27 protein-coding genes are annotated in these 22,846 nt (G+C 63.6%); 19 read left to right on the top strand and 8 right to left on the bottom strand.

Annotation, left to right across the window (positions count from 1 at the left end; translation table 11 throughout):
- Nucleotides 1-38: 38 nt before the first annotated feature.
- Entirely contained in the window at nt 39-470 is a 432-nt protein-coding gene (locus tag IP79_RS08750) for a DUF3576 domain-containing protein (RefSeq protein WP_054118823.1), read from the bottom strand.
- A 381-nt stretch (nt 471-851) separates the two neighbouring features.
- On the opposite strand from IP79_RS08750, the gene IP79_RS08745 reads away from it, so the two are divergent.
- Together IP79_RS08745 and phbB are read left to right on the top strand one after the other, a co-directional pair.
- The gene (locus tag IP79_RS08745) at nt 852-1,610 is read left to right on the top strand and encodes a hypothetical protein (protein WP_054119035.1); all 759 of its coding nucleotides are present in this window, start codon (nt 852-854) and stop codon (nt 1,608-1,610) included.
- A gap of 238 nt (nt 1,611-1,848) precedes the next feature.
- A complete protein-coding gene (gene phbB, locus IP79_RS08740; protein ID WP_054118822.1) occupies nt 1,849-2,571 on the top strand; it encodes an acetoacetyl-CoA reductase in 723 nt (240 codons plus the stop codon).
- A 178-nt stretch (nt 2,572-2,749) separates the two neighbouring features.
- On the opposite strand, the gene IP79_RS08735 is transcribed toward phbB, so the two are convergent.
- On the bottom strand, nt 2,750-3,496 hold the full coding sequence (locus IP79_RS08735) for a helix-turn-helix domain-containing protein (RefSeq protein WP_054118821.1): 747 nt from the start codon (nt 3,494-3,496) through the stop codon (nt 2,750-2,752).
- Between the two features lie 134 nt (nt 3,497-3,630).
- Between IP79_RS08735 and IP79_RS08730 the strand changes: the two genes are divergently transcribed.
- Together IP79_RS08730 and IP79_RS08725 are read left to right on the top strand one after the other, a co-directional pair.
- Complete coding sequence (locus IP79_RS08730; RefSeq protein WP_054118820.1) at nt 3,631-4,221, top strand: NADPH-dependent FMN reductase; 591 nt, start codon at nt 3,631-3,633, stop codon at nt 4,219-4,221.
- A gap of 56 nt (nt 4,222-4,277) precedes the next feature.
- Complete coding sequence (locus IP79_RS08725) at nt 4,278-4,775, top strand: hypothetical protein (RefSeq protein WP_054118819.1); 498 nt, start codon at nt 4,278-4,280, stop codon at nt 4,773-4,775.
- Here IP79_RS08725 and IP79_RS08720 read toward each other — a convergent pair.
- From IP79_RS08720 to IP79_RS08710, 3 genes are all read right to left on the bottom strand, one after another.
- A complete protein-coding gene (locus IP79_RS08720; protein WP_233994140.1) occupies nt 4,772-6,640 on the bottom strand; it encodes an AMP-dependent synthetase/ligase in 1,869 nt (622 codons plus the stop codon). The genes IP79_RS08725 and IP79_RS08720 overlap by 4 nt on opposite strands.
- A gap of 144 nt (nt 6,641-6,784) precedes the next feature.
- A complete protein-coding gene (ggt, locus tag IP79_RS08715; protein ID WP_054118818.1) occupies nt 6,785-8,503 on the bottom strand; it encodes a gamma-glutamyltransferase in 1,719 nt (572 codons plus the stop codon).
- A gap of 11 nt (nt 8,504-8,514) precedes the next feature.
- A complete protein-coding gene (locus tag IP79_RS08710; protein ID WP_054118817.1) occupies nt 8,515-9,558 on the bottom strand; it encodes a quinone-dependent dihydroorotate dehydrogenase in 1,044 nt (347 codons plus the stop codon).
- Between the two features lie 277 nt (nt 9,559-9,835).
- Between IP79_RS08710 and IP79_RS08705 the strand changes: the two genes are divergently transcribed.
- The 14 genes from IP79_RS08705 to IP79_RS08640 all read left to right on the top strand — a co-directional run bounded on the left by IP79_RS08705 (nt 9,836) and on the right by IP79_RS08640 (nt 19,540).
- Complete coding sequence (locus tag IP79_RS08705; protein WP_054118816.1) at nt 9,836-10,756, top strand: helix-turn-helix domain-containing protein; 921 nt, start codon at nt 9,836-9,838, stop codon at nt 10,754-10,756.
- A 118-nt stretch (nt 10,757-10,874) separates the two neighbouring features.
- Nucleotides 10,875-11,720 (top strand): helix-turn-helix domain-containing protein, encoded by an 846-nt coding sequence (locus IP79_RS08700; protein WP_054118815.1) that lies wholly within the window; start codon nt 10,875-10,877, stop codon nt 11,718-11,720.
- Between the two features lie 96 nt (nt 11,721-11,816).
- Entirely contained in the window at nt 11,817-12,257 is a 441-nt protein-coding gene (locus IP79_RS08695; RefSeq protein ID WP_054118814.1) for an SUF system Fe-S cluster assembly regulator, read from the top strand.
- The gene (sufB, locus tag IP79_RS08690; protein WP_054118813.1) at nt 12,254-13,750 is read left to right on the top strand and encodes a Fe-S cluster assembly protein SufB; all 1,497 of its coding nucleotides are present in this window, start codon (nt 12,254-12,256) and stop codon (nt 13,748-13,750) included. The genes IP79_RS08695 and sufB overlap by 4 nt, the downstream gene beginning before the upstream one ends.
- Nucleotides 13,747-14,049, top strand: coding sequence for a hypothetical protein (locus IP79_RS08685; RefSeq protein WP_054118812.1), 303 nt, complete (start codon nt 13,747-13,749; stop codon nt 14,047-14,049). The genes sufB and IP79_RS08685 overlap by 4 nt, the downstream gene beginning before the upstream one ends.
- Entirely contained in the window at nt 14,046-14,606 is a 561-nt protein-coding gene (locus IP79_RS08680; protein ID WP_054118811.1) for an endonuclease domain-containing protein, read from the top strand. Before IP79_RS08685 ends, IP79_RS08680 begins: the two co-directional genes overlap by 4 nt.
- On the top strand, nt 14,603-15,124 hold the full coding sequence (locus tag IP79_RS08675) for a hypothetical protein (RefSeq protein WP_054118810.1): 522 nt from the start codon (nt 14,603-14,605) through the stop codon (nt 15,122-15,124). The genes IP79_RS08680 and IP79_RS08675 overlap by 4 nt, the downstream gene beginning before the upstream one ends.
- Complete coding sequence (sufC, locus tag IP79_RS08670; RefSeq protein ID WP_054118809.1) at nt 15,124-15,879, top strand: Fe-S cluster assembly ATPase SufC; 756 nt, start codon at nt 15,124-15,126, stop codon at nt 15,877-15,879. Before IP79_RS08675 ends, sufC begins: the two co-directional genes overlap by 1 nt.
- On the top strand, nt 15,879-16,265 hold the full coding sequence (locus tag IP79_RS08665) for a hypothetical protein (protein ID WP_054118808.1): 387 nt from the start codon (nt 15,879-15,881) through the stop codon (nt 16,263-16,265). Before sufC ends, IP79_RS08665 begins: the two co-directional genes overlap by 1 nt.
- Entirely contained in the window at nt 16,262-17,017 is a 756-nt protein-coding gene (locus tag IP79_RS08660; protein WP_054118807.1) for a SufD family Fe-S cluster assembly protein, read from the top strand. The genes IP79_RS08665 and IP79_RS08660 overlap by 4 nt, the downstream gene beginning before the upstream one ends.
- On the top strand, nt 17,014-18,240 hold the full coding sequence (locus IP79_RS08655; protein ID WP_054118806.1) for an aminotransferase class V-fold PLP-dependent enzyme: 1,227 nt from the start codon (nt 17,014-17,016) through the stop codon (nt 18,238-18,240). Before IP79_RS08660 ends, IP79_RS08655 begins: the two co-directional genes overlap by 4 nt.
- A gap of 5 nt (nt 18,241-18,245) precedes the next feature.
- Entirely contained in the window at nt 18,246-18,722 is a 477-nt protein-coding gene (locus IP79_RS08650; RefSeq protein ID WP_054118805.1) for an SUF system Fe-S cluster assembly protein, read from the top strand.
- Complete coding sequence (locus IP79_RS08645; protein WP_054118804.1) at nt 18,722-19,087, top strand: HesB/IscA family protein; 366 nt, start codon at nt 18,722-18,724, stop codon at nt 19,085-19,087. The genes IP79_RS08650 and IP79_RS08645 overlap by 1 nt, the downstream gene beginning before the upstream one ends.
- Nucleotides 19,088-19,129: 42 nt before the next feature.
- Nucleotides 19,130-19,540, top strand: a complete 411-nt coding sequence (locus IP79_RS08640) for a hypothetical protein (protein ID WP_054118803.1) — start codon at nt 19,130-19,132, stop codon at nt 19,538-19,540.
- Between the two features lie 6 nt (nt 19,541-19,546).
- On the opposite strand, the gene IP79_RS08635 is transcribed toward IP79_RS08640, so the two are convergent.
- From IP79_RS08635 to IP79_RS08625, 3 genes are all read right to left on the bottom strand, one after another.
- Complete coding sequence (locus IP79_RS08635; protein WP_054118802.1) at nt 19,547-20,497, bottom strand: hypothetical protein; 951 nt, start codon at nt 20,495-20,497, stop codon at nt 19,547-19,549.
- Between the two features lie 71 nt (nt 20,498-20,568).
- A complete protein-coding gene (locus tag IP79_RS08630; protein ID WP_054118801.1) occupies nt 20,569-20,967 on the bottom strand; it encodes a hypothetical protein in 399 nt (132 codons plus the stop codon).
- Nucleotides 20,964-21,650, bottom strand: coding sequence for an EI24 domain-containing protein (locus IP79_RS08625; RefSeq protein WP_054118800.1), 687 nt, complete (start codon nt 21,648-21,650; stop codon nt 20,964-20,966). Before IP79_RS08625 ends, IP79_RS08630 begins: the two co-directional genes overlap by 4 nt.
- A 125-nt stretch (nt 21,651-21,775) precedes the next feature.
- On the opposite strand from IP79_RS08625, the gene IP79_RS08620 reads away from it, so the two are divergent.
- Nucleotides 21,776-22,777 carry an adenosine kinase gene (locus tag IP79_RS08620; protein ID WP_054118799.1) on the top strand — a complete coding sequence of 334 codons (1,002 nt, stop codon included), beginning with the start codon at nt 21,776-21,778 and terminating at the stop codon, nt 22,775-22,777.
- Nucleotides 22,778-22,846 lie beyond the last annotated feature (69 nt).

The raw sequence follows: 22,846 nt of genomic DNA, 5'->3' as shown, positions 1-22,846 counted from the left end.
AGCCTATCCGTGGAGGGCCGAAACTCGGCGGCGTGAACTCAGGAAGAAATCGCCTGGCGACGCAGATCGCGGGCCTTGGTCAGGATGATGTCTTCCAGCTTCTGCACCGTGGCAGCCTGCACCGGGGCTTCGACCCAGTTGCCGCCTTCGCTGACCTGACGGCTGGCGGCCACCCGCAGCGCATCGGCGCGCAGATCCTGATCAAGGATCGTCACGGTGACCTTCACTCGCTCGTTCGGGTTAGTGGGGTTGGCGTACCAATCGGTCACGATCACGCCGCCCGCACTGTCTGCCTGAAGCAGCGGCGCAAAGCTGACCGTGTCGAGCGCCGCGCGCCACAGATAGGCGTTGACCCCGATGGTGTTGAGCTGGGCAGCCTGCAATTCGGTGCGCGGACGCCCGCCGCCACCGCACGCGGCCAGTGCGACAGCCGCCCCGCCCAAAACTGCAAAACGCGTTGCAGAACGCAAGGTGCGGGCAAAAGCCGGGCGGAAAAGGGCGGTATGGGCGCGTGTCACTGCCGGATTATCCTCATCATCTGTCTTGGTGACGCTCTATAACCCCCACACCCGGCGCGGCAAGCATCATCCTTCCTCCGGGATGGAACACAACAGCACCTTGGCCGCTTTACGCTTCCTGAACTGCCCGCGATCCGGATAGGGTGGCCGAGTCTGTGTGCATCGCGCCACAGGTCGGCGCTGAATCCGCAAGGGTGGCAGCAAGATCGTTGCAAGCACCGGGCGCAAGCCTATCAGATAAGAACGTTCCCAATGCGACTCACCCTTGGTTAAGGTTGCGTATGGCTTCGGAAAAGGCCCGATCAGGGCATAATGAAGGAAACGGGTAGCACCATGGCCGCAAAGCCGAACAGATCAGCCAAGGCGCAGCATTCGCTGCCGCTTCTGGCGCTGTGCGGCGTGCTGGCATTGGGCCTGCCGTCGGCCGGATTTGCGTTGGTGGGCAGCCCCATCGAGCAGCGTTCCGCATCATTCGCTGCGATGGGCATGGACATGTTCACTCCGGCCTCGGTCGATCCGGCGCTTGCCGCCCGCGTGGCCGAAAAGGCCCGCGCTCGCGGCATCCGCTTTACCCCCGTTCGCGCCGCCCCCGTTTCGGGAGAGCGCACGGTGACGGTGGCTGTGCGGGTGGATGATGAAACCGCCCGCGCCATTTCGGTGCGCAAGAGCATCGAAGCCGCGCCGGGCCGCGGGCTTGGTCTGGTCGGGATGGAGGGCAACCGCTTCCAGCTGGGTGCGGCACGCGGTTACAAGACCTTTGCCCGCACCATCGATCTCAGCGCCAACGTCAACACCATGAGCCTGCCCGATCTGGCGCAGTTCGAACCTTCGCGCCCCCGCGCCGAAGACAAGCCCAGCCGCCTGCAGCCGCGGATCGAGCTGGAAGACCGCGAAATCGCCGGACGCTCGCCCAACACGCTTGATGCGATCGGTCAGCAGACGGTCGGTCTGGGCGGCAGCTACTCGCTTTCGCCCAACCTCAACGTGACGGCAGGCGTGCGCTATTCGCAGGAACGCGAACGGCTCGATCCGCTGACCAATTCGGTGAAGGACAGCCAGGCCGTTTACGTGGGCACCCAGATCAAGTTCTGATTTCGGTCGGCTGCGTCCGGTTGGAACTCCAGACCCCGTCTAGCCGCGTCCAGACCCCCGCTTGCCCGTCCTTGATGCCGTCTTGACCCTGCCTTGCTGCGGCTTGACCCCGGTTAGACCCCCTCCAGACCCCCGATTCTGTCGCGAATCGGCGCATAGCTATTCCCCGCTTTCCCTTAGGTAAGCACCCCGCTAGTCTGGCTGCGAAAAGTCGTGCTGCATCAAGGGAGAGAATACCATGGGCCGGGTTGCCATCGTCACCGGAGGAACGCGCGGAATCGGCGCTGCGATCTGCAAAAGGCTCCAGCGGCAAGGCCACACGGTCATCGCCAATTACGCCGGAAATGAGGAAAAGGCCCGGGCCTTCACGGCAGAAACGGGCATCCCTGCCTACAGGTGGGACGTCGGCGATCACGAAGCGACGATGGCGGGCTGCGCCCAGGTGGCGGCAGATCACGGCCCGGTCGATATCGTGGTGAACAACGCTGGGATCACCCGCGATGGCACCCTGCACAAGATGAGCTTCGACGACTGGAACGATGTCATGCGCATCAACCTTGGCGGGTGCTTCAACATGGCCAAGGCCACCTTCCCCGGAATGCGCGAAAGAGGCTGGGGCCGGATCGTCAACATCGGCTCGATCAACGGGCAGGCGGGGCAATACGGGCAAGTGAATTATGCCGCTGCGAAAAGCGGAATTCACGGCTTTACCAAGGCCTTGGCGCAGGAAGGCGCGAAGTTCGGGGTGACGGTAAACGCGATCGCGCCGGGCTATATCGACACCGACATGGTCGCCGCCGTACCGCCCGCGGTGCTGGAGAAAATCGTCGCCAAGATCCCCGTCGGCAGGCTCGGCATGGCTGAGGAAATCGCCCGCGGAGTTGCCTTTCTGACGAGCGAAAACGGCGGCTTTACAACGGGCTCGACGATGAGCATCAATGGCGGCCAGCACATGTATTGAGGCGGCCAAGGTCAGCTCTGCCTTGTGAAGGTGCAAAAAAGCCCCCGCCAAGGAGGCGGGGGCCTGAAGTCAGGGACAAATGCCCCTCGGGTCGCGGGCGCAGGATTACCACAGCCGCGCGACAATACTCGTTACAATGGTTGTTAGGTGCGCCGGAGTAGCTTACCGTTCGGCATAATCACTTGATCCAGTAGCCAACCACGCGATAGCGATCGCCCTCACGTTCCAGCGTCACGGTTTCGGTCGCGCCCGCCTGATTGGCGAAGTCAGTCCGGAACAACACGATCCGCGTCTCACGCGGTGCAGATTGCGATCCGTATTCAAGCAGTTCGCGCTTCACCACCCGGCCAAGCGGTTGCCGCGCCTGGGCCGCCGCCTGTCCCCATGCCGAGGCGGAGATAGCGCTGCGAAATGCAGAGCCACTGGCTGTATGGCTGGCTTGCCATTCGCCCCGGTCGATCAGCGCAAGCCACTCTCGTGCGGCAATCTGAACCTTGTCAAGATTGACCGAGGCGGGGGGAAGGTCTTTGCCAGCTTCGCTGGTCGGCGGGCTCCAAACAGCGAGAAGAGCGTAGAGAAATAACGACATAGCAAGCACTCCAATGGCTAAAAGAGCAAGGCCAGACCCCGCCCACCGCCGGGTAGCGGATGCCGTCACTGGTGCATTGACAGTGCCCGCAAGCGCATCCCCCAAAGCCCTGTCCCCCAGCGTTTCGGGGGTCTCGCCTTCCGCCGCCAACAACCGCCGCGCTGCCTCGCGGCTGCTCGTGACGCCAAGCTTGCGCCGGGCATCGCGCAGCCGTTCGTTCACCGTGTGCACCGAAAGACCGAGTTCGCGTGCCGAGGATTTGGCATCATGTCCGCGCAAAAGAAGGCGCAGCGCGTCCTTTTCCTTTGCAGTCAAAGCGTCGAGGCCAGTGATCATCCCCGGAGTCTAGGATGCGCTGTCCTGCCGGGCCACCCCGAATTTTTCGTATCGCAAAAGCGGCACGGCGCGGCTGAATTCGACAAGCCATTGTCATCCCCTTGCGCTAGCCTCCGGCACAAAGGAGTGTTTCCATGGCTGACCGCATTCTCGTATTCTATGGCTCGTACCGCCGCGACCGGCAGGGCATCCGCCTCGCGGACTACTGCGTGCGCCAGCTTGAATCGCGCGGGGCCGATGTGGAGTTGATCGACGCCAAGGCGCTCGATCTGCCGATGCTCGACCGGATGTACAAGGAATACCCGGAAGGCGAGGCACCGGAGGCGCTGGAGACGCTGGCGGGCAAGATCCGCAACGCCGATGCCTTTGTGTTCGTGACGGGCGAATATAACTGGAGCGTGCAGCCGGGGCTGAAGAACCTCACCGACCACTTTCTGGAAGAATGGTTCTGGCGCCCCGCCGCGATTGCTTCCTATTCCGCCGGACGTTTCGGCGGGGTGCGGGCAGCGCTGGCATGGCGCGATATCCTCGGCGAGATGGGGATGGTGGTGGTGTCAAGCACCATCGCGGTGGGTCCGATGAAGGATACGCTGGACGAGGACGGAGAGCCGGTGGGTGACGGCGGCAAAGCGCTGGAGAAGCAGTTCCCGCGGTTTGCGGATGATCTGGCGTGGTGGACGGCGGCGGCGAAGGCGCAGCGGGCGAAGGGGACGGTGCCTTATTGAGGGGTGCGGACTAGCGGTGACGAAGGTTTAAGGGATTGGTGTGTAAGCCAAAGATCATGAGCGAGAGTCTGCCGATCCACCAAGCCAGCGCCCACGACGACCTAGCGGTCGCACATCAATGGCTCGCTCAAGTCCTAACAAATTTCGCAAAGGCCGAACAGGCGATCGGACGCCTTTGTATCGGCGTAAGCCTTCCAATCAAAAACGGTCCACTGGGGAGCGTCAACGAACTTCGTAATCGCCTAAGCAAAGCGGAAGATCGCCGGTGCAAAAATCTCGAAAAACGGATCGAGCGGTGGCAGTCGCTGCGACCTGTCCGTCACGTCCTTGCCCACGCAACGGTTCGGGTGCTTTTCGACGAGAACCGCAATGCTGTTATCGTTACACGTCACTTGCCAAGGGACGAAGATGACGTGACGCCCGACCGGATTTGGTCAGCCGAGGAAAGCCTCGAGGTGCTTCGGATAGCATCCAACGATGGTCGCTCGATACACGATCAAGTACAGAATCTGCTCAATGACAAGAAAGTCATTGCCCAATTGCGCAAGCCCTAACCCCGATACAACCCGTCCACCCGCTCCTGATACCGCTCGCGGATCTTGTGGCGGCGGATCTTCATTGACGGCGTCATTTCCTCGTTCTCGATCGTGAAGGCCTCATCCGCAAAGGCGAACTGGCGCACTTTTTCGATGACCGACAGATCGGCGTTGGTGCGGTCCACCGCCGCGCGCACCGCGTTCTTGAAGGCGGGGAGTTCCTGCAGCGCTTTCAGGTCGAACTTCTCGCCATTTTCCCGCGCCCATTCCAGCGCCCATTCGGCATCGGGAACGATCAGGCCGACAATGTAAGGCCGCTTGTCGCCGGTTACCATCGCCTGCGCGATTTCGGGCTGGAGCGTCAGCATCCCTTCGACCTTCTGGGGCGCGATGTTATCGCCCTTGTCGTTGACGATCATGTCTTTCTTGCGATCGGTGATGACGATCCGGCCCTTGCTGTCGATATGTCCGATATCGCCGGTATGGAGCCAGGGCCCCCCGTTTTGATCCTCCGGATCGGGCTGCAGTGTGCGCGCCGTTTCCGCATCGTTGCGCCAGTAACCGTGCATCACCAGTTCGCCGCGCACCAGAATCTCGCCATCCTCGGCGATCCGCACCTCGACGCCCCGCAGCGGCGGGCCAACCGTGTCCATTTTGAGCCCCACCGCAGGCCTGTTGCAGCTGATCACCGGTCCCGCTTCGGTCTGGCCATAGCCTTGCAGCATCGTCAGCCCCATCGCGTCGAAGAAATTGCCGACTTCGGGGTTCAAAGGCGCGCCGCCCGAAACCATCGCCTTGATCCGTCCGCCGAACTTGGTGCGGATCTTGGGCCGCAGGGTCTTTTCAACGAGGAAATCGAGCGGCCGGTCGCGCAGCCGCTTTTTGCCGCCGCGCGATTTCTCGGTGATCCTGAGCGCGCTATCCATCATAAAATTGGCGACTTTGCCCTGCTTTTCGACCTGCTTCATGATGCGCGTGCGCAGCACTTCGAACAGACGCGGGACGACCACCATGAAGGATGGCCGGGTTTCCTCGATATTGCTGGCGAGCTTTTCCAGCCCTTCGGAATAGAAGATTTCCGCGCCCACCCCGATCGGCAGATATTGCCCGCCGGTGTGCTCGTAAGCGTGGGACAGCGGCAGGAACGACAGGAAGCGTTCGTCGTCGAGCCCGAAATCGTTGATCAGCACCTCGGCAGCGCCGGCCGCATTGCACAGGATCATGCCGTGGTGCTGCATCACCCCGCGCGGGGCGCCGCCCGTGCCGCTGGTATAGATCAGGCAGGCCGTGTCTTCGCGGGCGATCCCGGCAATCCGCTTGTCCACCGCGGCCCGCGCGGCAGCGGCATCGCCGGTCACTAGCGCGTCCCAGGCGTGATATTCGAAGCTGCCCGATTGCCGGCGCTTCAGGTTCTCTATGCCGATCAGATGTTCGACCAGGCCCGTCTCTCCGATCGCGCCGACCACCGGGGCGAGCAGTTTCTCGTTCGAAACGAACACCGCCCGCGCACCCGAATTGTCGAGGATATGGGCATGATCGCGGCGGGTGTTGGTGGTGTAGGTCGGTACAGTAATGCACCCGGCGGCCATGATCGCCAGATCGGCAAGACACCATTCGGGACGGTTTTCGGAAATCAGCGCCACCCGGTCACCATCTTCAAGGCCCATGGCACGCAAGGCTTCGGCCAGCAGGCAGACATGCTCTGCCGCCGAACGCCAGCTTTGCGTCACCCATTGCCCGCCAGTCTTGTGACCGAGGAACGGCGCATCGCCCTTTTGATCCGCACGCTTGAGGAACAGCGCGACGAGGTTCTGCGCGTTATCAATGTCCTGCAACAACTGGTGATCCGCCGGGTTGGCAACCGCGCGGGCAGCGTGAGACAAGGTGGGGGCATGCACTGGCAAAGGCTCCTGATCCCTTCGGGTTATCGTTCGCGAGGCAAGGTGCGACCCGCGTGCGAGGACAGATTAGAGGTTCAAATCCGTAGCGGCAAGCATCCGGATGCGCAGCGCGTCAGGCACCGCCGGTCAGGGCGTGACGGCGCTGACAAGGCGCGGCTCGGTCGCCACTTCCCACGTGCCGTCGGGCCGCCGCCCCAGCGCATTGGCCTTGATTGGAGCGGGCGCGATGCGGATGGATGTGTGGCCCAGCGCTTTCAGCTGCTCCTGCATCGTAGCCAGCGCACTGCCTTCCTCGATCAGCAGCGTGTCGCCGAACGACATGGCAAAGGGCAAGGCCAGCGCCTCCTGCGCGCCGAGTTTGAAGTCGATCACGCCGATGATTGCGCGGGCAACGGTCACCGGGATGGTCGGCCCGCCCGCCGCACCGATCACCAGCACCGGCTTGCCCGATGCGTCGAACACGATGGTCGGCGCCATTGACGAACGCGGGCGCTTGCCGCCCTCCACCCGGTTGGCGACCGGCTTGCCATCAGCGTCGGGCGTGAGCGTGAAATCGGTGAGTTCGTTGTTGAGGTAAAACCCGCGCCAGTGCAGCCCCGATCCGAACGCGCCTTCGATGGTCGAGGTGTAGCTGACGGCGTTGCCGCCTGCGTCCACCACGGCAAAGTGGGTGGTGCCGCTTTCCGGCTCCTCCGGCCCGTCCCCGCGGGCCAGCGGCGCGCCCGGCGGCACACCGGCTTCCGGCTTGGCAATCCTTGTTTCAGGTGAAATCAACGCCGAACGGCTGGCGATGTAGCCCGCATCGACCAAGCCGCCGGTCGGCACTTCCACGAAATCGGCATCGCCCGCATATAGCTCGCGGTCGGCATAGGCGAGGCGCTGGCTTTCGATGAAGATGTGCCAGAAGGTCGGGCTGTCCGGGCCCAGCGCGGCAATGTCGAAGCGTTCAAGCTGGCCGAGCATCTGCGCCACCGCAATCCCGCCCGAAGACGGCGGCCCCATGCCGCACACCTTGTATACGCGGTAACGGGCACACACCGGCGCGCGTTCCTTCGGCTGGTAGGCTGTGATGTCGGCGGCAGCCATGCGCCCATCCTGCGGGGTCTCGCCAGCGACATAGGCAGCAAGGTCTGCGGCGGCGGCGCTGCCATACATCGCCTGCGGCCCTTGCGCGGCGAGCGCGCGGAAGGTGGCGGCCAGCTGCGGCACGCGAATGGTTGCGCCAACCGGCAGCGGCTCTCCATCGGCGCCGAAGAACACCGCCTTGGCCGCCGGGGTCTTGTCCGCCCTGCCCTTGTTGCCCTTGAGCGATTCGTGCAGGCGGCGGTTCACCACGAAGCCTTCTTCGGCGAGCGTGATGGCTGGTTCGAACAGCTTCGCCCATGGTAGCTTGCCGTGTTCGGCATGCACCTTTGCGGCGAGCGCGACATTGCCCGGCACCCCGACGCTGAGACCGGAAAACACCCGTGCCTCGCGCCCCAGAACCTTGCCGTCATCGCTAAGGAACCGTGTTCCCGTGGCAGCGGCAGGAGCGGTCTCGCGCCCGTCGATGGTGGTCAGCGCGCCGGTTGTGCCATCAGCCCGCACCAGAAACCCGCCGCCGCCGATGCCGGAACTTTGCGGTTCGACCACGGTCAGCGCCAGCATCACCGCTATTGCCGCATCGCTGGCGGAACCGCCCTGCGCCAGGATCGCCTCGCCCGCCCCGGTCGCGCGCGGATCGGCGGTGCTGACCGCGCCGGCGGCGATATCGGCGCCCGGTGCGGCAATCAGCGGGGCAGGATTATCGGCGCAGGCTGCAAGAACGAGCGCGAAGGGGGCGACCAGAGCATAGGAAATACGCATGGCGAGGGTAGCTATTCGCTTCCCACCGCTTCGGCAATGCTTGCAAAGCCATCGCGCTTCATCAGCGCCTCCAGGCCGCGCACGATCCGCGCGCCAAGGCCCGGCCCTTCATAGACCATCGCCGAATAAAGCTGCACCAGCGAAGCGCCTGCACGGATTCGCTCCCAGGCATGTTCCGCCGTGGCAATGCCGCCCACACCCACCAGCGGAATTGCTCCGCCGGTCGCGGTGCGGAAGTCGCGCAACCGCGTCAGTGCCAGCGCCCGCAGCGGCGCGCCCGACAAGCCGCCGCTCTCGCCCGCATGGTGCGAGCGCAGTGCGGGCCGGGAGATCGTGGTATTCGAAACCACCAGCGCGCCAAGTCGCTTTTCCAGCGCAATGCGGGCAATCGCATCAACATCCGCCGGTTCGAGATCGGGCGCGACCTTGAGGAAAATCGGCGGCGCGGTTTCTCCCCCCGCCTCGTCGCGGGCGGCAATCACAGCGTCGATCAGCCCTGCCAGCGCGGCTTCATCCTGCAGCGCGCGCAGGCCCGGCGTGTTGGGCGATGACACATTGACGCACAGATAGCTCGCAAACGGAGCCGTTGCCTTTGCCAGCACAGCATAATCCGCCACGCGGTCGGCTGAATCCTTGTTGGCACCGATGTTCACGCCCACGATGCCCGATCGTCCGGCACGGGCCTGCAGGCGCACCAGCGCTGCATCGCCGCCTTCGTTGTTGAACCCCATGCGATTGATCACCGCACCATCTTCCACCAGCCGGAACAGGCGCGGCTGCGGATTGCCCGCTTGCGGCAACGGCGTGATCGACCCGACCTCGGTAAAGCCGAAGCCCATGCCCAGCAGGGCATCGGGCACTTCGGCGTTCTTGTCGAACCCTGCCGCCACACCGACCGGATTGGGGAACCGCAGCCCCGCCACGTCGACCCCCAGTGCGCCCGGCAGCGGCATTGGTGTGCGGGTGGGCAGCGCTTTCATCCCGGCAATGGCAAGGCGGTGCCCGGCTTCGGGGTCTAACGCGAAGAGAGCGGGTCTGAGCAAACGGAACAGCATATTTGCGCGACTATGGCAGTGCGCCTGCGCTGTCGAGCGCATCGGTAACGCAAAGCCGCATTTGCCGATGACCGTGCCTTCCTGCGATCTCGGGGGACTGCTTGTCGCTTGCATACAATCCGTGACGCGAATCGCAGGATATAGGCTCTCTTGCGACCCGAAGGGCTCGGAGCAGTGATGCAATGAGTTCCTCAACTTAGATAGGCGGCGTTTCTTCGGAAGCGCCGCCTCTTTTTTGACCGCTGGAACAAATCGCGCCAAGAAGTGTCCAACGCCTATGGACGCGACTTCATCACCACTGCAATCGCCGGAAAGCCCGTTCGTCGGTGATGCCAGCCTGACTTCGGCGGCGCTGATTATCGTCGATTATATTGCGCCCCCGCCCGCCCTCGCGCCGTTCATCACCACGCTTTACCATTTCCGCTGCGATGAACCGTGGATTCGCGATATCCAGCCCGCCGCCGTCGGCCAGCTCTGCCTGTTCCCGCACGGTGTCGGGGAAATGCATTTTGCCGATGGCCACCGCGACCCCAACCATGCCGTAGGGCTGCTGACGCCGCTTTCTCGGGCCGCGCCGATCGTGGTGAAAGGGCCGTTCCATGCCTTCGGCGCCGCACTGAGCCCGGTCGGGTGGGCCGCGTTGACCGGGCTGCACGCGGGCGAGAACCGCGACCGTTTGCTCCCGGCAGGCTCAGTACTGGGCCCGGAAATTGGCGTGCTGGGAGAGAGGTTGCTCGGCGGCTACCGCGACGGGACAATGACGGGCGGCGAATGCGCGCTGGCCATCGCGGGGTTTATCGAGCGCCATTTGCAGCCGATCAATCCGCGCCACCTCGAACTGATCGCCGCAACAGGCCGCTGGCTCGGCGCGTCGTTCAACCCGGAAGTGAGCCAGTTGGCGGGCACGGCAGGCTATTCCGCCCGGCAGGTGCAACGCCTCGTCGAACAATATTTCGGCCTGACCCCGCGCGCGCTGGCACGCAAATACCGCGCCTTGCGGGCGGCGGCGCTGCTTTCGGCACCACATTTGGCGATGGAAGACGAAGCCGAGCTTGCCGAGGCATTTTTCGATCAGTCGCACATGATCCGCGAGATCGCGCACTTCGTCGGCCGCACGCCCGCACGGCTAAGCGATCAGACAACGCCCTATCTCGCTGAAATGATCGATCAGCGGAACCTGCGCGAATTGCAGGGCTGATAAACCGGTCACTCGACAAGCACGAGAAGGTCTTGCAAGACATCGCATAACAGCGGTCGCGCCAAATTGGTTCAGGGGGTGCCTTTCGGGGCAGGACGGATTGCGATTCCACACGAAAATGATTCCGCCTCCCGCTGACGAGACCGGGCTGATCAATACATTCTATCTGATCGAAACCGGTGGCGGATCGATCGCGGAGACGGTGCCGGCCTACTCGGCGCAGATTTTCCTGATGGTGCGCGGGCAGGTAACTTTCACCTATGCCGACGGCAGCACCGCGCAATCTTCTACCGTCACCATCAACGCGCCGCAACTGCGCAGCGCAGACTCCGTGCTGGAAGGGCCAGTGCTGCAAGTCGGTGCTTCGCTGACCCATATCGCCTGGCAGAAGTTGGCTAATCTCCCGGCTGACGAGGTGCATGACCAGTTGATCCCCGCATCCTCCATTCTGACCCCTGAACAGATTGCTTCGCTGGAGGCCGCGACCATCGCCTGCCGCGAGGGGCGGATTGCGCCGGAGGAGCTGTGCAGGCACCTTTCCGCAGTGATCGCGTCCGGGCGCTTTGCCCCGCGGGCCGATCATGTCGCGGTGGTCGAATCGGTGTTGCGCTGGCTGGCGAGCGGGTTTGACCCGGTACTGGCTGATCTTCATGCGGAAGTCGGCATTTCACCGCGTCAGCTTCAGCGGATTTGCCGACGCTTTTTCGGCGCGGCCCCGGCACAGGTGCTCAAGCGGTTCCGCGCGCATCGGGCGGCGATGGTGCTTTCGCAGCCCGGCATCAGCGCGAAGCTGTTTGACGAGCTGATGGCGACCTATTTCGATCAAGCCCACTTGATCCGCGATATGCGGCGCTACACCGGGCGCACGCCGTCGCAACTTCGCCGCCAGACCCTCGGCAACGGGATGCTTGACCCTGCCGCTCACGGCGATGCCGGAGCCGTGCTGCATTCGGGCGAGGACTAAAGCGAAGCAACGGCCGTATTCGCGGTTGTAATCCGAGTGAATTGCTCCTAATTCGGAAATCGGAACAAATCCGTCCGAATTGAGAACCGCTCGCAAATGCGCCTGTCCAACCTTGCCGATTATGCCGTCATCACGATGTGCCAAGCCGCCACGCATTGTGGTGATGGCCGGGTGAGCGCGGCTGAACTGGCGGCGGAAACCGGGCTTCCCGTGCCCACGGTGCAGAAGCTGGTTTCCAAGCTGACCGGCGCTGGCCTGCTGCGATCGGTGCGCGGCGCGCATGGGGGCCTCCAGCTGGGCCGTCCCGCGGCGGCGATAACCGTGGCCGATATTGTCGAGGCGATCGAAGGCCCGATTGCGCTCACCGCCTGCGTCGATCATGTCGCCTGCGATTTCGAGGCCGGGTGCAACATGCGCGCCCATTGGCCGATCATCAACGTCGCGCTGCGCGGCGCACTGGCCGGGATCACCCTTGCCCAGTTGCGCAATCCGCCAGCGGCGCGGCCCATCCCGCTTATCGAGGAAATCCCGGCATGACCGATCTTCAGACCCGCCCCGAAGCTCCTGAAACCGATGTCGAAGCCCGTGAAGCAGCCGCCAAGGCCGCCGATTACGAGCATGGCTGGTCATCGGACATTGAAACCGAATTCGCCGAAAAGGGCCTCACCGAAGACACGGTGCGTTTCATTTCAGGCAAGAAGAACGAGCCCGAATGGATGCTCGAATGGCGGCTGAAGGCGTTTCGCCTGTGGCAGACGATGGACGAGCCCGATTGGGCCAAGGTCGGCTATCCGAAAATCGATTATCAGGACGCCTATTATTACGCCGCGCCCAAGAAGAAGATCGAACTGGACTCGCTCGAAGACCTCGATCCCGAGATCAAGCGGATCTATGACAAGCTCGGCATTCCCTTGGGCGAGCAGGAAGTGCTGGCCGGGGTGAAAGGCGCCAAGAAGGTTGCGGTCGATGCGGTGTTTGACAGCGTCAGCGTCGCCACCAGCTTCCGCGAGGAATTGCTGCGCGCAGGCGTGATCTTCCTTTCGATTTCCGAGGCGATCCGCGAATATCCCGATCTGGTGAAGAAGTGGCTCGGCAAGGTCGTGCCGGTGCGCGACAACTACTTCGCGGCATTGAACTGCGCGGTCTTCTCCGACGGCACCTTCGTCTACGTGCCCGAAGGTGTGCGCTGCCCGATGGAGCTCAGCACCTATTTCCGCATCAATGCCGAAAACACCGGTCAGTTCGAACGCACCCTGATCATCGCCGAAAAGGGCAGCTACGTCAGCTATCTCGAAGGCTGCACCGCACCGATGCGCGACGAAAACCAGCTCCACGCCGCGGTGGTGGAACTGGTCGCGATGGACGATGCCGAGATCAAGTATTCGACCGTGCAGAACTGGTATCCCGGCAATGCCGAAGGCAAGGGCGGGATCTACAACTTCGTCACCAAGCGCGCGCTGTGTCAGGGCGACCGGAGCAAGGTCAGCTGGACGCAGGTCGAAACCGGCTCTGCGGTGACGTGGAAATATCCCTCCTGCGTGCTCAATGGCGAGGATAGCGTCGGCGAGTTCTACTCGGTCGCGGTCACCAACAATTACCAGCAGGCCGATACCGGCACCAAGATGATCCACAACGGCAAGAACAGCCGCTCGACGATCATCTCCAAGGGCATTTCGGCGGGCAAATCGTCGAACACCTACCGCGGCCTCGTCCGCGTCGGCCCGACCGCGAGCGGCGTGCGCAACTTCACCCAGTGCGACAGCCTGCTGCTCGGCGATCAATGCGGCGCGCACACCGTGCCCTATATCGAGGTGAAGAACCCCAGCGCGCAGATCGAGCACGAGGCGACTACGAGCAAGATCAGCGACGAACAGCTGTTCTACGCGATGCAGCGCGGGCTGGGCGAAGAGGAAGCCGTGGCGCTGATCGTCAACGGCTTTGCCAAGGACGTGCTGAAAGAGCTGCCGATGGAATTCGCGGTTGAAGCGCAGAAGCTGCTGGCGATTTCGCTTGAGGGGAGCGTGGGGTGATCGACACGCAGACACTCCAAACCGCCCACAAGCATGCGGCCTGTCATCGCAAAGAGGTGATGGTGAGCAAGGAGTGCGGCTGCTTCTATTGCGAAACTGTTTTTTCCCCGACGAGTATCGAAGAATGGATCGAGGAAACGAGTGGCAACTATGGAAAGTCCGCTGACCCATTTACGGCGCTGTGCCCCGGATGCGGCATTGATTCTGTTTTGGGCGATGCGTCACCGTTCCCCGCAACTGATCCAGTTTTTCTCAAAGCCATGAACAAGATGTGGTTTGGCGAAGAGGCAGCAGCATGACCACCCGTAAAACCCTCGCCCTCAACCCCGAGGCTGCCGCCAGCGAAGCCCCCGCGCTCAAGAAGAAGGGCCGCGGGTGGGAGATTTCGGATTCGCGGCTCGATGCGCTGCACGAACAGGCGCGCGAGATGCGGCGCCATTCGTCCGATGCGCACAAGGCGCTGGCCGAGAAGTTCAGCAAGGCTGATCTGGGCCGCTACACCTTCAAACGCCATGCGGTGGTCGGCAGCGCGATTGTCGATTTCAACTGCCACAACCTCGGCCTCGCACTGGCAATTGACGAGGAGGGGCAGAACGATGCCCTCGCCAAGCGGCGCGACAAGAGCCTCGAAAGCGTCGGCATCAAGGTGATGCGGATCGCGGCGACCGATATCCTCGCCGATATCGACGCCGTGCTGCAACGCCTCACCACCGTGATGCGTGACCGGATCACCGAACGCAAAGCCGCCGCCCGCGCGCACAAGGCTGCCAATCCGAACCAAAGCTACGATCGCCCTAAATCGCGCGCCAAATCTGAAGGCGATGATCGCAATTCCAAGCCCCGGAGCCGGTCATGATGCTTGCCACCCTCGTCGCCCCGCTGCTGGCGCTGCAGGCCACCGGTGAAACCCCGGTTGCGATCAAGAACGACAACCCCGAAACCTGGAGCGTCGAATATCCGCTCCTGATCCAGCCGCAGGTCGCCGCCTATCGCCGCTGCCTTGCGGTCACTAACCGGCGGATTGCGGGCAAAGCCGATTTCGAAGCCCAGCACGCTGCCGATGTGACACGCTGTGCCGAAGCGCGCACCAGTTCGGTGGCTGAAGCCAACGCGGAGATGGTCGGAGCGAAAACCACGATGCCGCCCGAACAGGTCGAACAGCTGTTCACCAATATCGGCCGCATCCATGTCGCGCGCGGGCGCGATCTCGACCAGCAGTTCACCTCGCGCCTCGCCGGCGCCGAAGCTGCCGTCAACAACTATGAAGCGAACCGGCCCAAGGGGCTGGTGATCGAATTGCGCGACGCGAGCGTGGTCAAGGCCCGCACCGACGCGACCGCCGCACCGGCGGAAAGGAACAAGGACGGACAATAATGCTCATCATCGACAACCTGCACGCCACCGTCGGCGGCGGCGACAACCCAAAGCCGATCCTCAAGGGCCTGACCCTGTCGATCAAGGCGGGCGAAATCCATGCGATCATGGGCCCCAACGGCGCAGGCAAATCGACCCTGGCCAACGTGCTGGGCGGCAAGCCGGGTTACGAAGTGACCGCAGGCAGCGTGACCTTCAAGGGCGAAGACCTGCTGGCGCTTGATCCGCACGAACGCGCAGCCGCAGGCCTGTTCCTCGGCTTTCAATATCCGGTCGAAATCCCCGGTGTTTCCAACGTGCAGTTCCTGCGTGAAGCCCTGAATGCCCAGCGCAAGAGCCGGGACGAGGCACCGCTTTCGGGCGGCGAGTTCCTGAAACTCGCCAAGGATAAGGCCGCACTGCTGCAGATGGACATGGAAATGCTCAAGCGGCAGGTGAATGTCGGCTTTTCCGGCGGTGAGAAGAAGCGCGCCGAGATGGTGCAGATGGGCATCCTTGATCCGGCCTTCGCGGTGCTGGACGAGACGGATTCCGGCCTCGATATCGATGCGCTGCGGATCGTGGGCGCGGGCATCAATTCGATCATGCGCTCACCCGATAAGGGCGTGCTGCTGATCACCCACTACCAGCGCCTGCTTGATGTGGTGAAGCCCGATAAGGTCAGCATCCTCGCCGATGGCCGGATTGTCGAAACCGGCGGCCCGGAACTCGCGCTGCGGCTCGAGGCCGAGGGTTACGACACGGTGATGGCGTGATGGAAGTACTGGTCGCAGCCTTGGCCATCAGCGTCGCCCAGCCCGCGGTGACGCCGCCAGCCGACAACGAAATCGTTGTGATGGGCAACAAACTGCGCGATTGGCGCGGAAGCTGGAAGATGCGCAAGGGCGTCATGACCTGCAAAACCAAGCGCTCCACGGGCGACAAGGCGATCGATGCCATCGGATGTGATGCGATGGTGCAATGCTTCACGCCTATCGCGCCGCGCTTCACCGCTCTCGAAGCCAGCAAGCTGCCGAAGGACGAATTGAATCGTCAGGCAAATACGTTGCTGAACGATGCCGGCATCGGCGATTGCCTGACTGCCACGCGTGAGGCCGGCATTGCCGCCTTGGTGGCAGCGCGCAGGAGCAAGCGTTCATGAGCATCGCAACCCTCCCCACCCGCCGCGACGAAGCATGGCGCTATGCCGATATGGACGGCGTGGCGCGGCTTGGCGTGGACGCGCTCGATGCATGGCAGGCGATTGACGTTCCCGCTGGCGACAACGTGACAAGGTGCATGATCGTCGGTTCTGATGCGCCTGAAATCTACCGCTTTCGCGTGAACTTGGGCGAGGGCGCGCAGGCTGCGTTTTTTGTCACCAATGCGGGCCGCGATTACACCCGCGTGGAAATCGAAGTGCGGCTTGCCAGGGGCGCCCATTTCGAATTCGGCGGCGTCACTATCGGTGGCGGTAAAGCGACCCGCGAATTCGTGACGCAGGTCGTCCATGCCGAACCGGATGCGACCAGCAACCAGACCATCCGCGCGGTTCACTGGAACACCGGCACCGGCAATTTCCTCGGCGAAATCAAGGTTGCCCGCCATGCGCAAAAGACCGACGCGGCGCAGGATTTCAAGGGTCTCCTGCTGGAGGCGGGCGCGAGCGCCAATGCCGTCCCGCAGCTGGAAATCTTCGCTGATGACGTAAAGTGCGCGCACGGCGCGACAGTCGGCGCGCTGGACGAAGGTGCGCGGTTCTACATGATGGCGCGCGGCCTTGATCCGGCGACGGCTCAGCGATTGCTGGTGCAGGCCTTCATCGGCGATGCCTTCGTATCGCTGGAAGACGAGGTGGAGCGAGAGACGCTGCTCGATGCGGCCCTCGGCGCGCTGGAAGGGGCGCGGCTGTGAACGCTCCCGCCACCATCACCCGCGATTGGCGCGCCGATTTCCCCGGCCTGCACACGGCCGAGGGCAAGCCTTGGCATTACCTCGACACCGCCGCCACCGCGCAGAAGCCCCGCGCCGTGATCGATGCCATGGCCCGTGCCATGGGCGAGGATTACGCGACGGTACACCGCGGGGTCTATGCCCGCTCGGCCGAGATGACGCTCGCTTACGAAGACGCGCGCCGCAAGGTCGCAGGCTTCATCGGCGGAGCGGAAAATGAACTCGTCTTCACCCGCGGCGCGACCGAGGCGATCAATCTTGTCGCGCAGTCCTGGGGCCGGGCGAACCTCAAACCCGGTGACCGCATCATGCTTTCGCAGCTGGAGCATCATTCCAACATCGTGCCGTGGCAGATGATCGCGCAAGAAACGGGCGCGGTGATCGATGTCTGTCCGCTGACTGCCGATCACCAGATCGATCTCGACGCCGCAGAAGCGATGCTGACAGAGGCGCACAAGCTGGTGGCCTTGTGCCATGTTTCCAACGTGCTGGGCTCTGTGCTCGATGCGCCGCGCGCCGCCGCGCTGGCGCACAAGGTTGGCGCCAAGCTGTTGCTTGATGGCTGCCAGTCCGCGCCACACATGCCGGTGGATGTGACCGCGCTGGGCTGCGATTTCTACGTGTTCAGCGCCCACAAGCTCTACGGCCCGACCGGGATCGGCGCGCTATGGGCCAAGGCCGACATTCTCGCCGCGATGCCGCCGTGGGAAGGCGGCGGCGCGATGATCGACCGGGTAACGTTTGATCGCACCACCTACGCCTCCGGCCCGCAACGGTTCGAGGCGGGCACCCCCGCGATCACCGAGGCCATCGCCTTTGGCGCAGCGGTGGATTTCGTCAGCGCCATCGGGCTGGGCCAGATGCACGCGGACGAAGCCGCTCTGGTCGCCCGGCTCCGCCGCGAACTTGGGGCGATGAATGATGTTACCCTATTCGGCCCAGCCGATAGCGCAGGGATCGTCAGCTTCACCATCGACGATATCCACCCCCACGACCTCGGCACGATCCTCGACGAGGCGAATGTCGCGATCCGCGCCGGGCACCACTGCGCCCAGCCCTTGATGGACTACCTCGGCGTTCCCGCCACCGCGCGCGCCAGCTTCGGGCTCTATTCGACCGATGCCGATATCGACGCGCTGATGACCGGAATCGCCCGCACCCGCCGCATTTTTGGAAAAGGATGAGAGCGATGGACAGCTCGACCGACCAATCGGATATGACCGTGAACAAGCCGCCCCGCGCCCGCGTGGAAGACGCGGTCGATCCTGATACCGCACCCGCTTCCGCAGAGCCGCGCACCCGCGATTACCTTGATGGCTTCCTTGCCGCCAAGGTCGCCGATGCGCCTGTCGGCGGTGATGGCAGCGAATTGCAGGCCGATGTGATCGCCGCCCTGCGCGAGATTTTCGACCCCGAAATCCCCGTCAATATCTACGATCTCGGCCTGATTTACGGGGTCGAGGTTGATGACGAACGCGATGCCACCGTCACCATGACGCTGACGACACCGCATTGCCCGGTGGCCGAATCGATGCCGGGCGAAATCGAGCTGCGCGTGGCTTCCGTGCCGGGCATTCGCGATGCCGAAGTGGTGCTGGTGTGGGATCCGCCGTGGGGCCCGCACAAGATGAGCGACGAAGCCCGGCTCGAACTGGGGATGCTGTAATGACCGAAACGACAACAACCACCCGTCCCGCCCCCAAGTCCGCCGTGATCCTTACGCCGTCGGCCGAAGCGCGCATTGCCGAGCTGATGAGCAAGGCCCCCGAAGGCGCAATCGGCGTGAAACTCTCGACCCCGCGCCGGGGTTGTTCGGGCCTGGCCTATTCGGTCGATTACGTCACCGAGGAAGCCAAGTTCGACGAAAAAATCGTCACCCCCGGCGGCGTGTTCTATATCGACGGAGCATCGGTGCTCTACCTGATCGGCAGCACGATGGAATGGCGCGAGGATGATTTCACCGCCGGCTTCGTGTTCGAGAACCCTAACGCCAAAGGCGCGTGTGGTTGCGGCGAGAGCTTCATGGTGTGAGGTGGATTCGCTTTTGCTGTGTTGGTGTGGTAACGCACCGTCATGGTCGAACGCAATCGTCGCGAACTTTACGAAAACCTGATGCGCGGTGCAGCCGAACGGATGCACCTGCAAAGCCAGCGCGTGCTCGAACGCCAGCAGGCGGCCCTCGAAAGCTACGGCGTAAAGCTGAATAGTATTCGGCTGAGCAGGGCTGATGAGGCGCAGTGCATGATCGAGCAGATCGATCTCGAAGTGTCGCGGCTGTCCCGTCGAATGCTACGCACCTCACGGATCGAAAAGCGGATCGAGTTCAAGGCCGCAATCGTGCACCTGCGCGAATTGCGCGAACAGATCAGCGGCGGCAAGAAGCGCAAGCCGCCCGAAAGCGGACTCGCGGTTCCGGCGGTTCCTCCCGGCGGGCCGCGTCCCAAGCAGGGTGGCGCTGCCGCCCCGCTCGAGTTCGACAGCTAGGCCGCCTCAGACTTCCGCCGCGAGCCTTGCGATCAGGCGGCTTTCCAGATCATCGACCTCGCCATCGGCATCGATCATCTTTTCGAGCCATTCGCTCTCGTAATCGGTGATCGCCTCGCCTGCGATAGCCAGCGCTGTGTAATCTGTGCCGGTGCCAGCGCCCTGCTTCTTGCCGAACACCTTGCCGAAGTGGTTTGCTACTTGCGGTGCCTCGCGTGCCACGCGGCCCATGAAACGGCCGACGCTAACACTGTTATCAGCGACAAAGGCTTCCAGTTCCAGCTTGCGTTCGTGGCTGACCTGCGCGTTCTGAAGCGTGAAGCCCTTGAGGTAATTCGCCACCCCGTCGATGAACAGATCGTCCCACTCGGGCGCGTTTTCCTCGGCCAAGGTTTCGTCCTTCAGGCGGAACAGCAATTCGGCTTCAAAGCGCGATACCGCAGCGGGGCCGTGACCGCCCGATGCAAAGATCACCCGCCGGATGATGCGACATTCGGCGCTGCTGATGTGCGTTGCCGAAAGCGCGCCGCCGCAGCGGGTGGGGCCGGTGCCGGTCAGCACTTCGCGCTCGATCTGGTCGAGCACGTAATTCTTGAGCCGGTCGGGCACGTTTTCTGCCCGCTCGATGATCCGCACCATCGTTTCCAGCTCGACAATGCTTTCGACCACGCCGTCATGGTCGATCTGGCCGATCAGCCACCCGGCTTCCTCAAGGCTGCATTGCAGGCGCGGCGGCGCGGCGTTCAATACGAATTCACCGATCGCCTCGACGAAGAAATCGCACCATTCATTGCTGCGTTCCGAAAGCGAATTATTGAGGGCGAACAGAGCTTCGGCCTCGGCGCGGGTGATGATGCCATCGCCCCAGCCTTCGCGGCGCAGTGCCAGAAGTTCCTCGGCCGTAATCTGCCCGTCCGCCGCAGCGCGCTGCGCGATATCGATGAATTGCGTGGTCATGCCCGGTCAAATTCCCATGTTTCCTTGGCGGACATGGCACGAACAGGCTTAAGACGGGGTTACCGCCCTATCTATTGGCTCTCGACTTCGCGGATGCAGGCCCCGGCGTCGGCTGCCGCGCCGCCCTGCCGGATGCGCGCTTCAACGTGGGTGGCGGTCGGTTCTGTCCCTGCGCCGAGGGGATAGAGGAAAATGTCGAGCACGCAGGCCCGGCCTGCAAACTGCAGCTTGCGGGCATCGCCCTCGGCCAGATCGATGCGCGGGGTGCCGAACCGGCGGGTGAGCGCGGACACCGGCGATCCGATCACGCCTTGCAGACCAGCCGATGCCATGACCTCTGGCACGACCACGATGGTGCTGTGCGGCGCGGTCGCGGGCCTCGCGGACCCGGCAGAGCGGGGCGCGCTGCCCCCGGCACAGCCGCTGATCGCAACGCCAAGCGCGGCCAGCATGATGAGCGTCCGGATCATGCCGCTTCTCCTTGTTCCAGCCGTCGCAGTACCAGATGCGTGCCTGCCGCGGCACCCACTACCGGCGCGATCAGGCCCAGCAGCGGCACCAGCATCATCCCCGCAATCGCACCGCCCATAAGCAACCGCTCGGCCCGGCCAGCCGGATTGCCGCGCTCATCTCCGCAACAATGCCGCAGCCATGCCATGTCGGTCAGCTCTCGTCCCAGCAGCACGGCATTGACCAGCAGAAACACCACCGCCGGGCCGATGGCGGTGAAGGCCAGCACCGCCGCCAGAGGCAGCGCCAGCAGATTGTAACCCAGCGCCCGCAGCAAGCCCTTCACCGAATTGCGCAGATCGCGGTGGAACGGCAGCGGCCGGGCAAGGCCCGCCAGCGCCGGATAATGCCGTGCCTCCACCGCCGCGACCACTTCGTCGGCGAAGAATTGCAGCACGGCGAGCGCCACCACGCGGAACATCAACCACATCGCCACAGGCACCAGCACCACCGCCGCCACGCCGGCCCAGCCTTCGTCCAACCCGTACCGCTGCGTCAGCTCGGCCAGCGCGAAGTAAAGCCCCACGCCCAGCCCGGCGAACAGCACCAGCGTTATGGCGATGCTCTTGATCGCCACGCGCAGCACCGCGCGGTCGGCAAGCTGGCCAAAGGCCTTGGCCAAAGCGGTGGGAACGGCAGACATGGCGGGGGAGATGATGCGCACGGGCTGCGAAGTCAACGCACGGCGCTGCACCCGCACACAGATGCTTGGCGCGAGCGGCGAAGGCGGCTAGGCGCGCCTGCATAACCAATTCAAGGAACTCCCCCGTGCCCGAACCCACCCCCGCCCGTTATGACGTGATCGCCATCGGCAATGCCGTGGTTGATGTGATTGCCTCTTGCGAGGAAGAACTGATCGAGGAACTTGGCCTCAATCGCGGCGGGATGACTCTGATCGACGAGGCGCGGGCCGACGAGCTTTATGACGCGATGCCACCCGCACGCGAGATCTCCGGTGGTTCGGCTGCCAATACGCTCGCGGGCCTTGCCACGCTGGGCCTTGAATGCGCCTTCATCGGGCAGGTCGCCGACGACCAGCTCGGCAAGGTGTTCCGCCACGACATGCGCGCCACCGGGATCGATTTCGACACCCCAGCCCGTGAAGGCGAGCCTGCCACCGGGCGCGTGCTGATCTTCGTGACGCCCGATGGCGAGCGGACGATGAACACCTTTCTTGGCGCGGGCCAGTTTCTGCCCGCCGCCGCGCTTGATGAAGAGCTGATCGCCAGCGGTGCGATCCTCTATCTCGAAGGCTATCTGTGGGATCCCGAAGAACCCCGCCGCGCGATGCGCCGCGCGATCGAGGTTGCGCGTGACGCGGGCCGCAAGATCGCCTTCACCGCCTCGGAAAGCTTCGTGATCGACCGCCACGGTGACGATTTCCGCGCTATGATCGAAGACGGGGTGATCGACATCCTGTTCGTCAACGAAAGCGAACTCGCCACCCTGACTGGCGAGGATGATTTTGAAGCAGGCCTTGCTGCGGTCGCTGACAAGGTGCCGGTGCTGGTCGCCACCCGTAGCGAAAAGGGCGCGGTTGCGATTGCGCATGGCGAACGGGCCGAAGTCGCCGCTGTGCCGGTGATCAAGGTGGTGGACACCACAGGCGCGGGCGACCAGTTCGCGGCCGGGTTCCTGTCAGGCTATGCCAGGGGCGAACCACTGACGCGGTGCCTGAAGCGCGGCGCGATCTGCGCTTCGGAAGTGATCGCGCATTACGGCCCGCGGCCCGAAGCGGATATGCTGAAGCTGATGGAAGAGCGGTTGTAGTTTGCGCACCCGCCTCCGCGGGTGCGATATCCTCGCTCACGCGAGCTTACGCTCGCATCGCTGCGGGCG

This window comes from Porphyrobacter sp. AAP60 (genome assembly GCF_001296025.1).
In the GTDB taxonomy this organism is placed as follows: domain Bacteria; phylum Pseudomonadota; class Alphaproteobacteria; order Sphingomonadales; family Sphingomonadaceae; genus Erythrobacter.
Note: the sequence above shows the minus strand (reverse complement) of the source record. Positions and strands in the feature narration are given on the sequence as shown.

Bases quoted from the DNA above. Each gene is read 5' to 3' on its own strand.
- IP79_RS08745 (WP_054119035.1), top strand. From the start codon at position 852: ATGGCCGCAAAGCCGAACAGATCAGCCAAGGCGCAGCATTCGCTGCCG.
- phbB (WP_054118822.1), top strand. From the start codon at position 1,849: ATGGGCCGGGTTGCCATCGTCACCGGAGGAACGCGCGGAATCGGCGCT.
- IP79_RS08735 (WP_054118821.1), bottom strand. From the start codon at position 3,496: ATGATCACTGGCCTCGACGCTTTGACTGCAAAGGAAAAGGACGCGCTG.
- IP79_RS08730 (WP_054118820.1), top strand. From the start codon at position 3,631: ATGGCTGACCGCATTCTCGTATTCTATGGCTCGTACCGCCGCGACCGG.
- IP79_RS08725 (WP_054118819.1), top strand. From the start codon at position 4,278: ATGAGCGAGAGTCTGCCGATCCACCAAGCCAGCGCCCACGACGACCTA.
- ggt (WP_054118818.1), bottom strand. From the start codon at position 8,503: ATGCGTATTTCCTATGCTCTGGTCGCCCCCTTCGCGCTCGTTCTTGCA.
- IP79_RS08710 (WP_054118817.1), bottom strand. From the start codon at position 9,558: ATGCTGTTCCGTTTGCTCAGACCCGCTCTCTTCGCGTTAGACCCCGAA.
- IP79_RS08705 (WP_054118816.1), top strand. From the start codon at position 9,836: ATGGACGCGACTTCATCACCACTGCAATCGCCGGAAAGCCCGTTCGTC.
- IP79_RS08700 (WP_054118815.1), top strand. From the start codon at position 10,875: ATGATTCCGCCTCCCGCTGACGAGACCGGGCTGATCAATACATTCTAT.
- IP79_RS08695 (WP_054118814.1), top strand. From the start codon at position 11,817: ATGCGCCTGTCCAACCTTGCCGATTATGCCGTCATCACGATGTGCCAA.
- sufB (WP_054118813.1), top strand. From the start codon at position 12,254: ATGACCGATCTTCAGACCCGCCCCGAAGCTCCTGAAACCGATGTCGAA.
- IP79_RS08680 (WP_054118811.1), top strand. From the start codon at position 14,046: ATGACCACCCGTAAAACCCTCGCCCTCAACCCCGAGGCTGCCGCCAGC.
- IP79_RS08675 (WP_054118810.1), top strand. From the start codon at position 14,603: ATGATGCTTGCCACCCTCGTCGCCCCGCTGCTGGCGCTGCAGGCCACC.
- sufC (WP_054118809.1), top strand. From the start codon at position 15,124: ATGCTCATCATCGACAACCTGCACGCCACCGTCGGCGGCGGCGACAAC.
- IP79_RS08665 (WP_054118808.1), top strand. From the start codon at position 15,879: ATGGAAGTACTGGTCGCAGCCTTGGCCATCAGCGTCGCCCAGCCCGCG.
- IP79_RS08660 (WP_054118807.1), top strand. From the start codon at position 16,262: ATGAGCATCGCAACCCTCCCCACCCGCCGCGACGAAGCATGGCGCTAT.
- IP79_RS08650 (WP_054118805.1), top strand. From the start codon at position 18,246: ATGGACAGCTCGACCGACCAATCGGATATGACCGTGAACAAGCCGCCC.
- IP79_RS08645 (WP_054118804.1), top strand. From the start codon at position 18,722: ATGACCGAAACGACAACAACCACCCGTCCCGCCCCCAAGTCCGCCGTG.
- IP79_RS08640 (WP_054118803.1), top strand. From the start codon at position 19,130: ATGGTCGAACGCAATCGTCGCGAACTTTACGAAAACCTGATGCGCGGT.
- IP79_RS08635 (WP_054118802.1), bottom strand. From the start codon at position 20,497: ATGACCACGCAATTCATCGATATCGCGCAGCGCGCTGCGGCGGACGGG.
- IP79_RS08630 (WP_054118801.1), bottom strand. From the start codon at position 20,967: ATGATCCGGACGCTCATCATGCTGGCCGCGCTTGGCGTTGCGATCAGC.
- IP79_RS08625 (WP_054118800.1), bottom strand. From the start codon at position 21,650: ATGTCTGCCGTTCCCACCGCTTTGGCCAAGGCCTTTGGCCAGCTTGCC.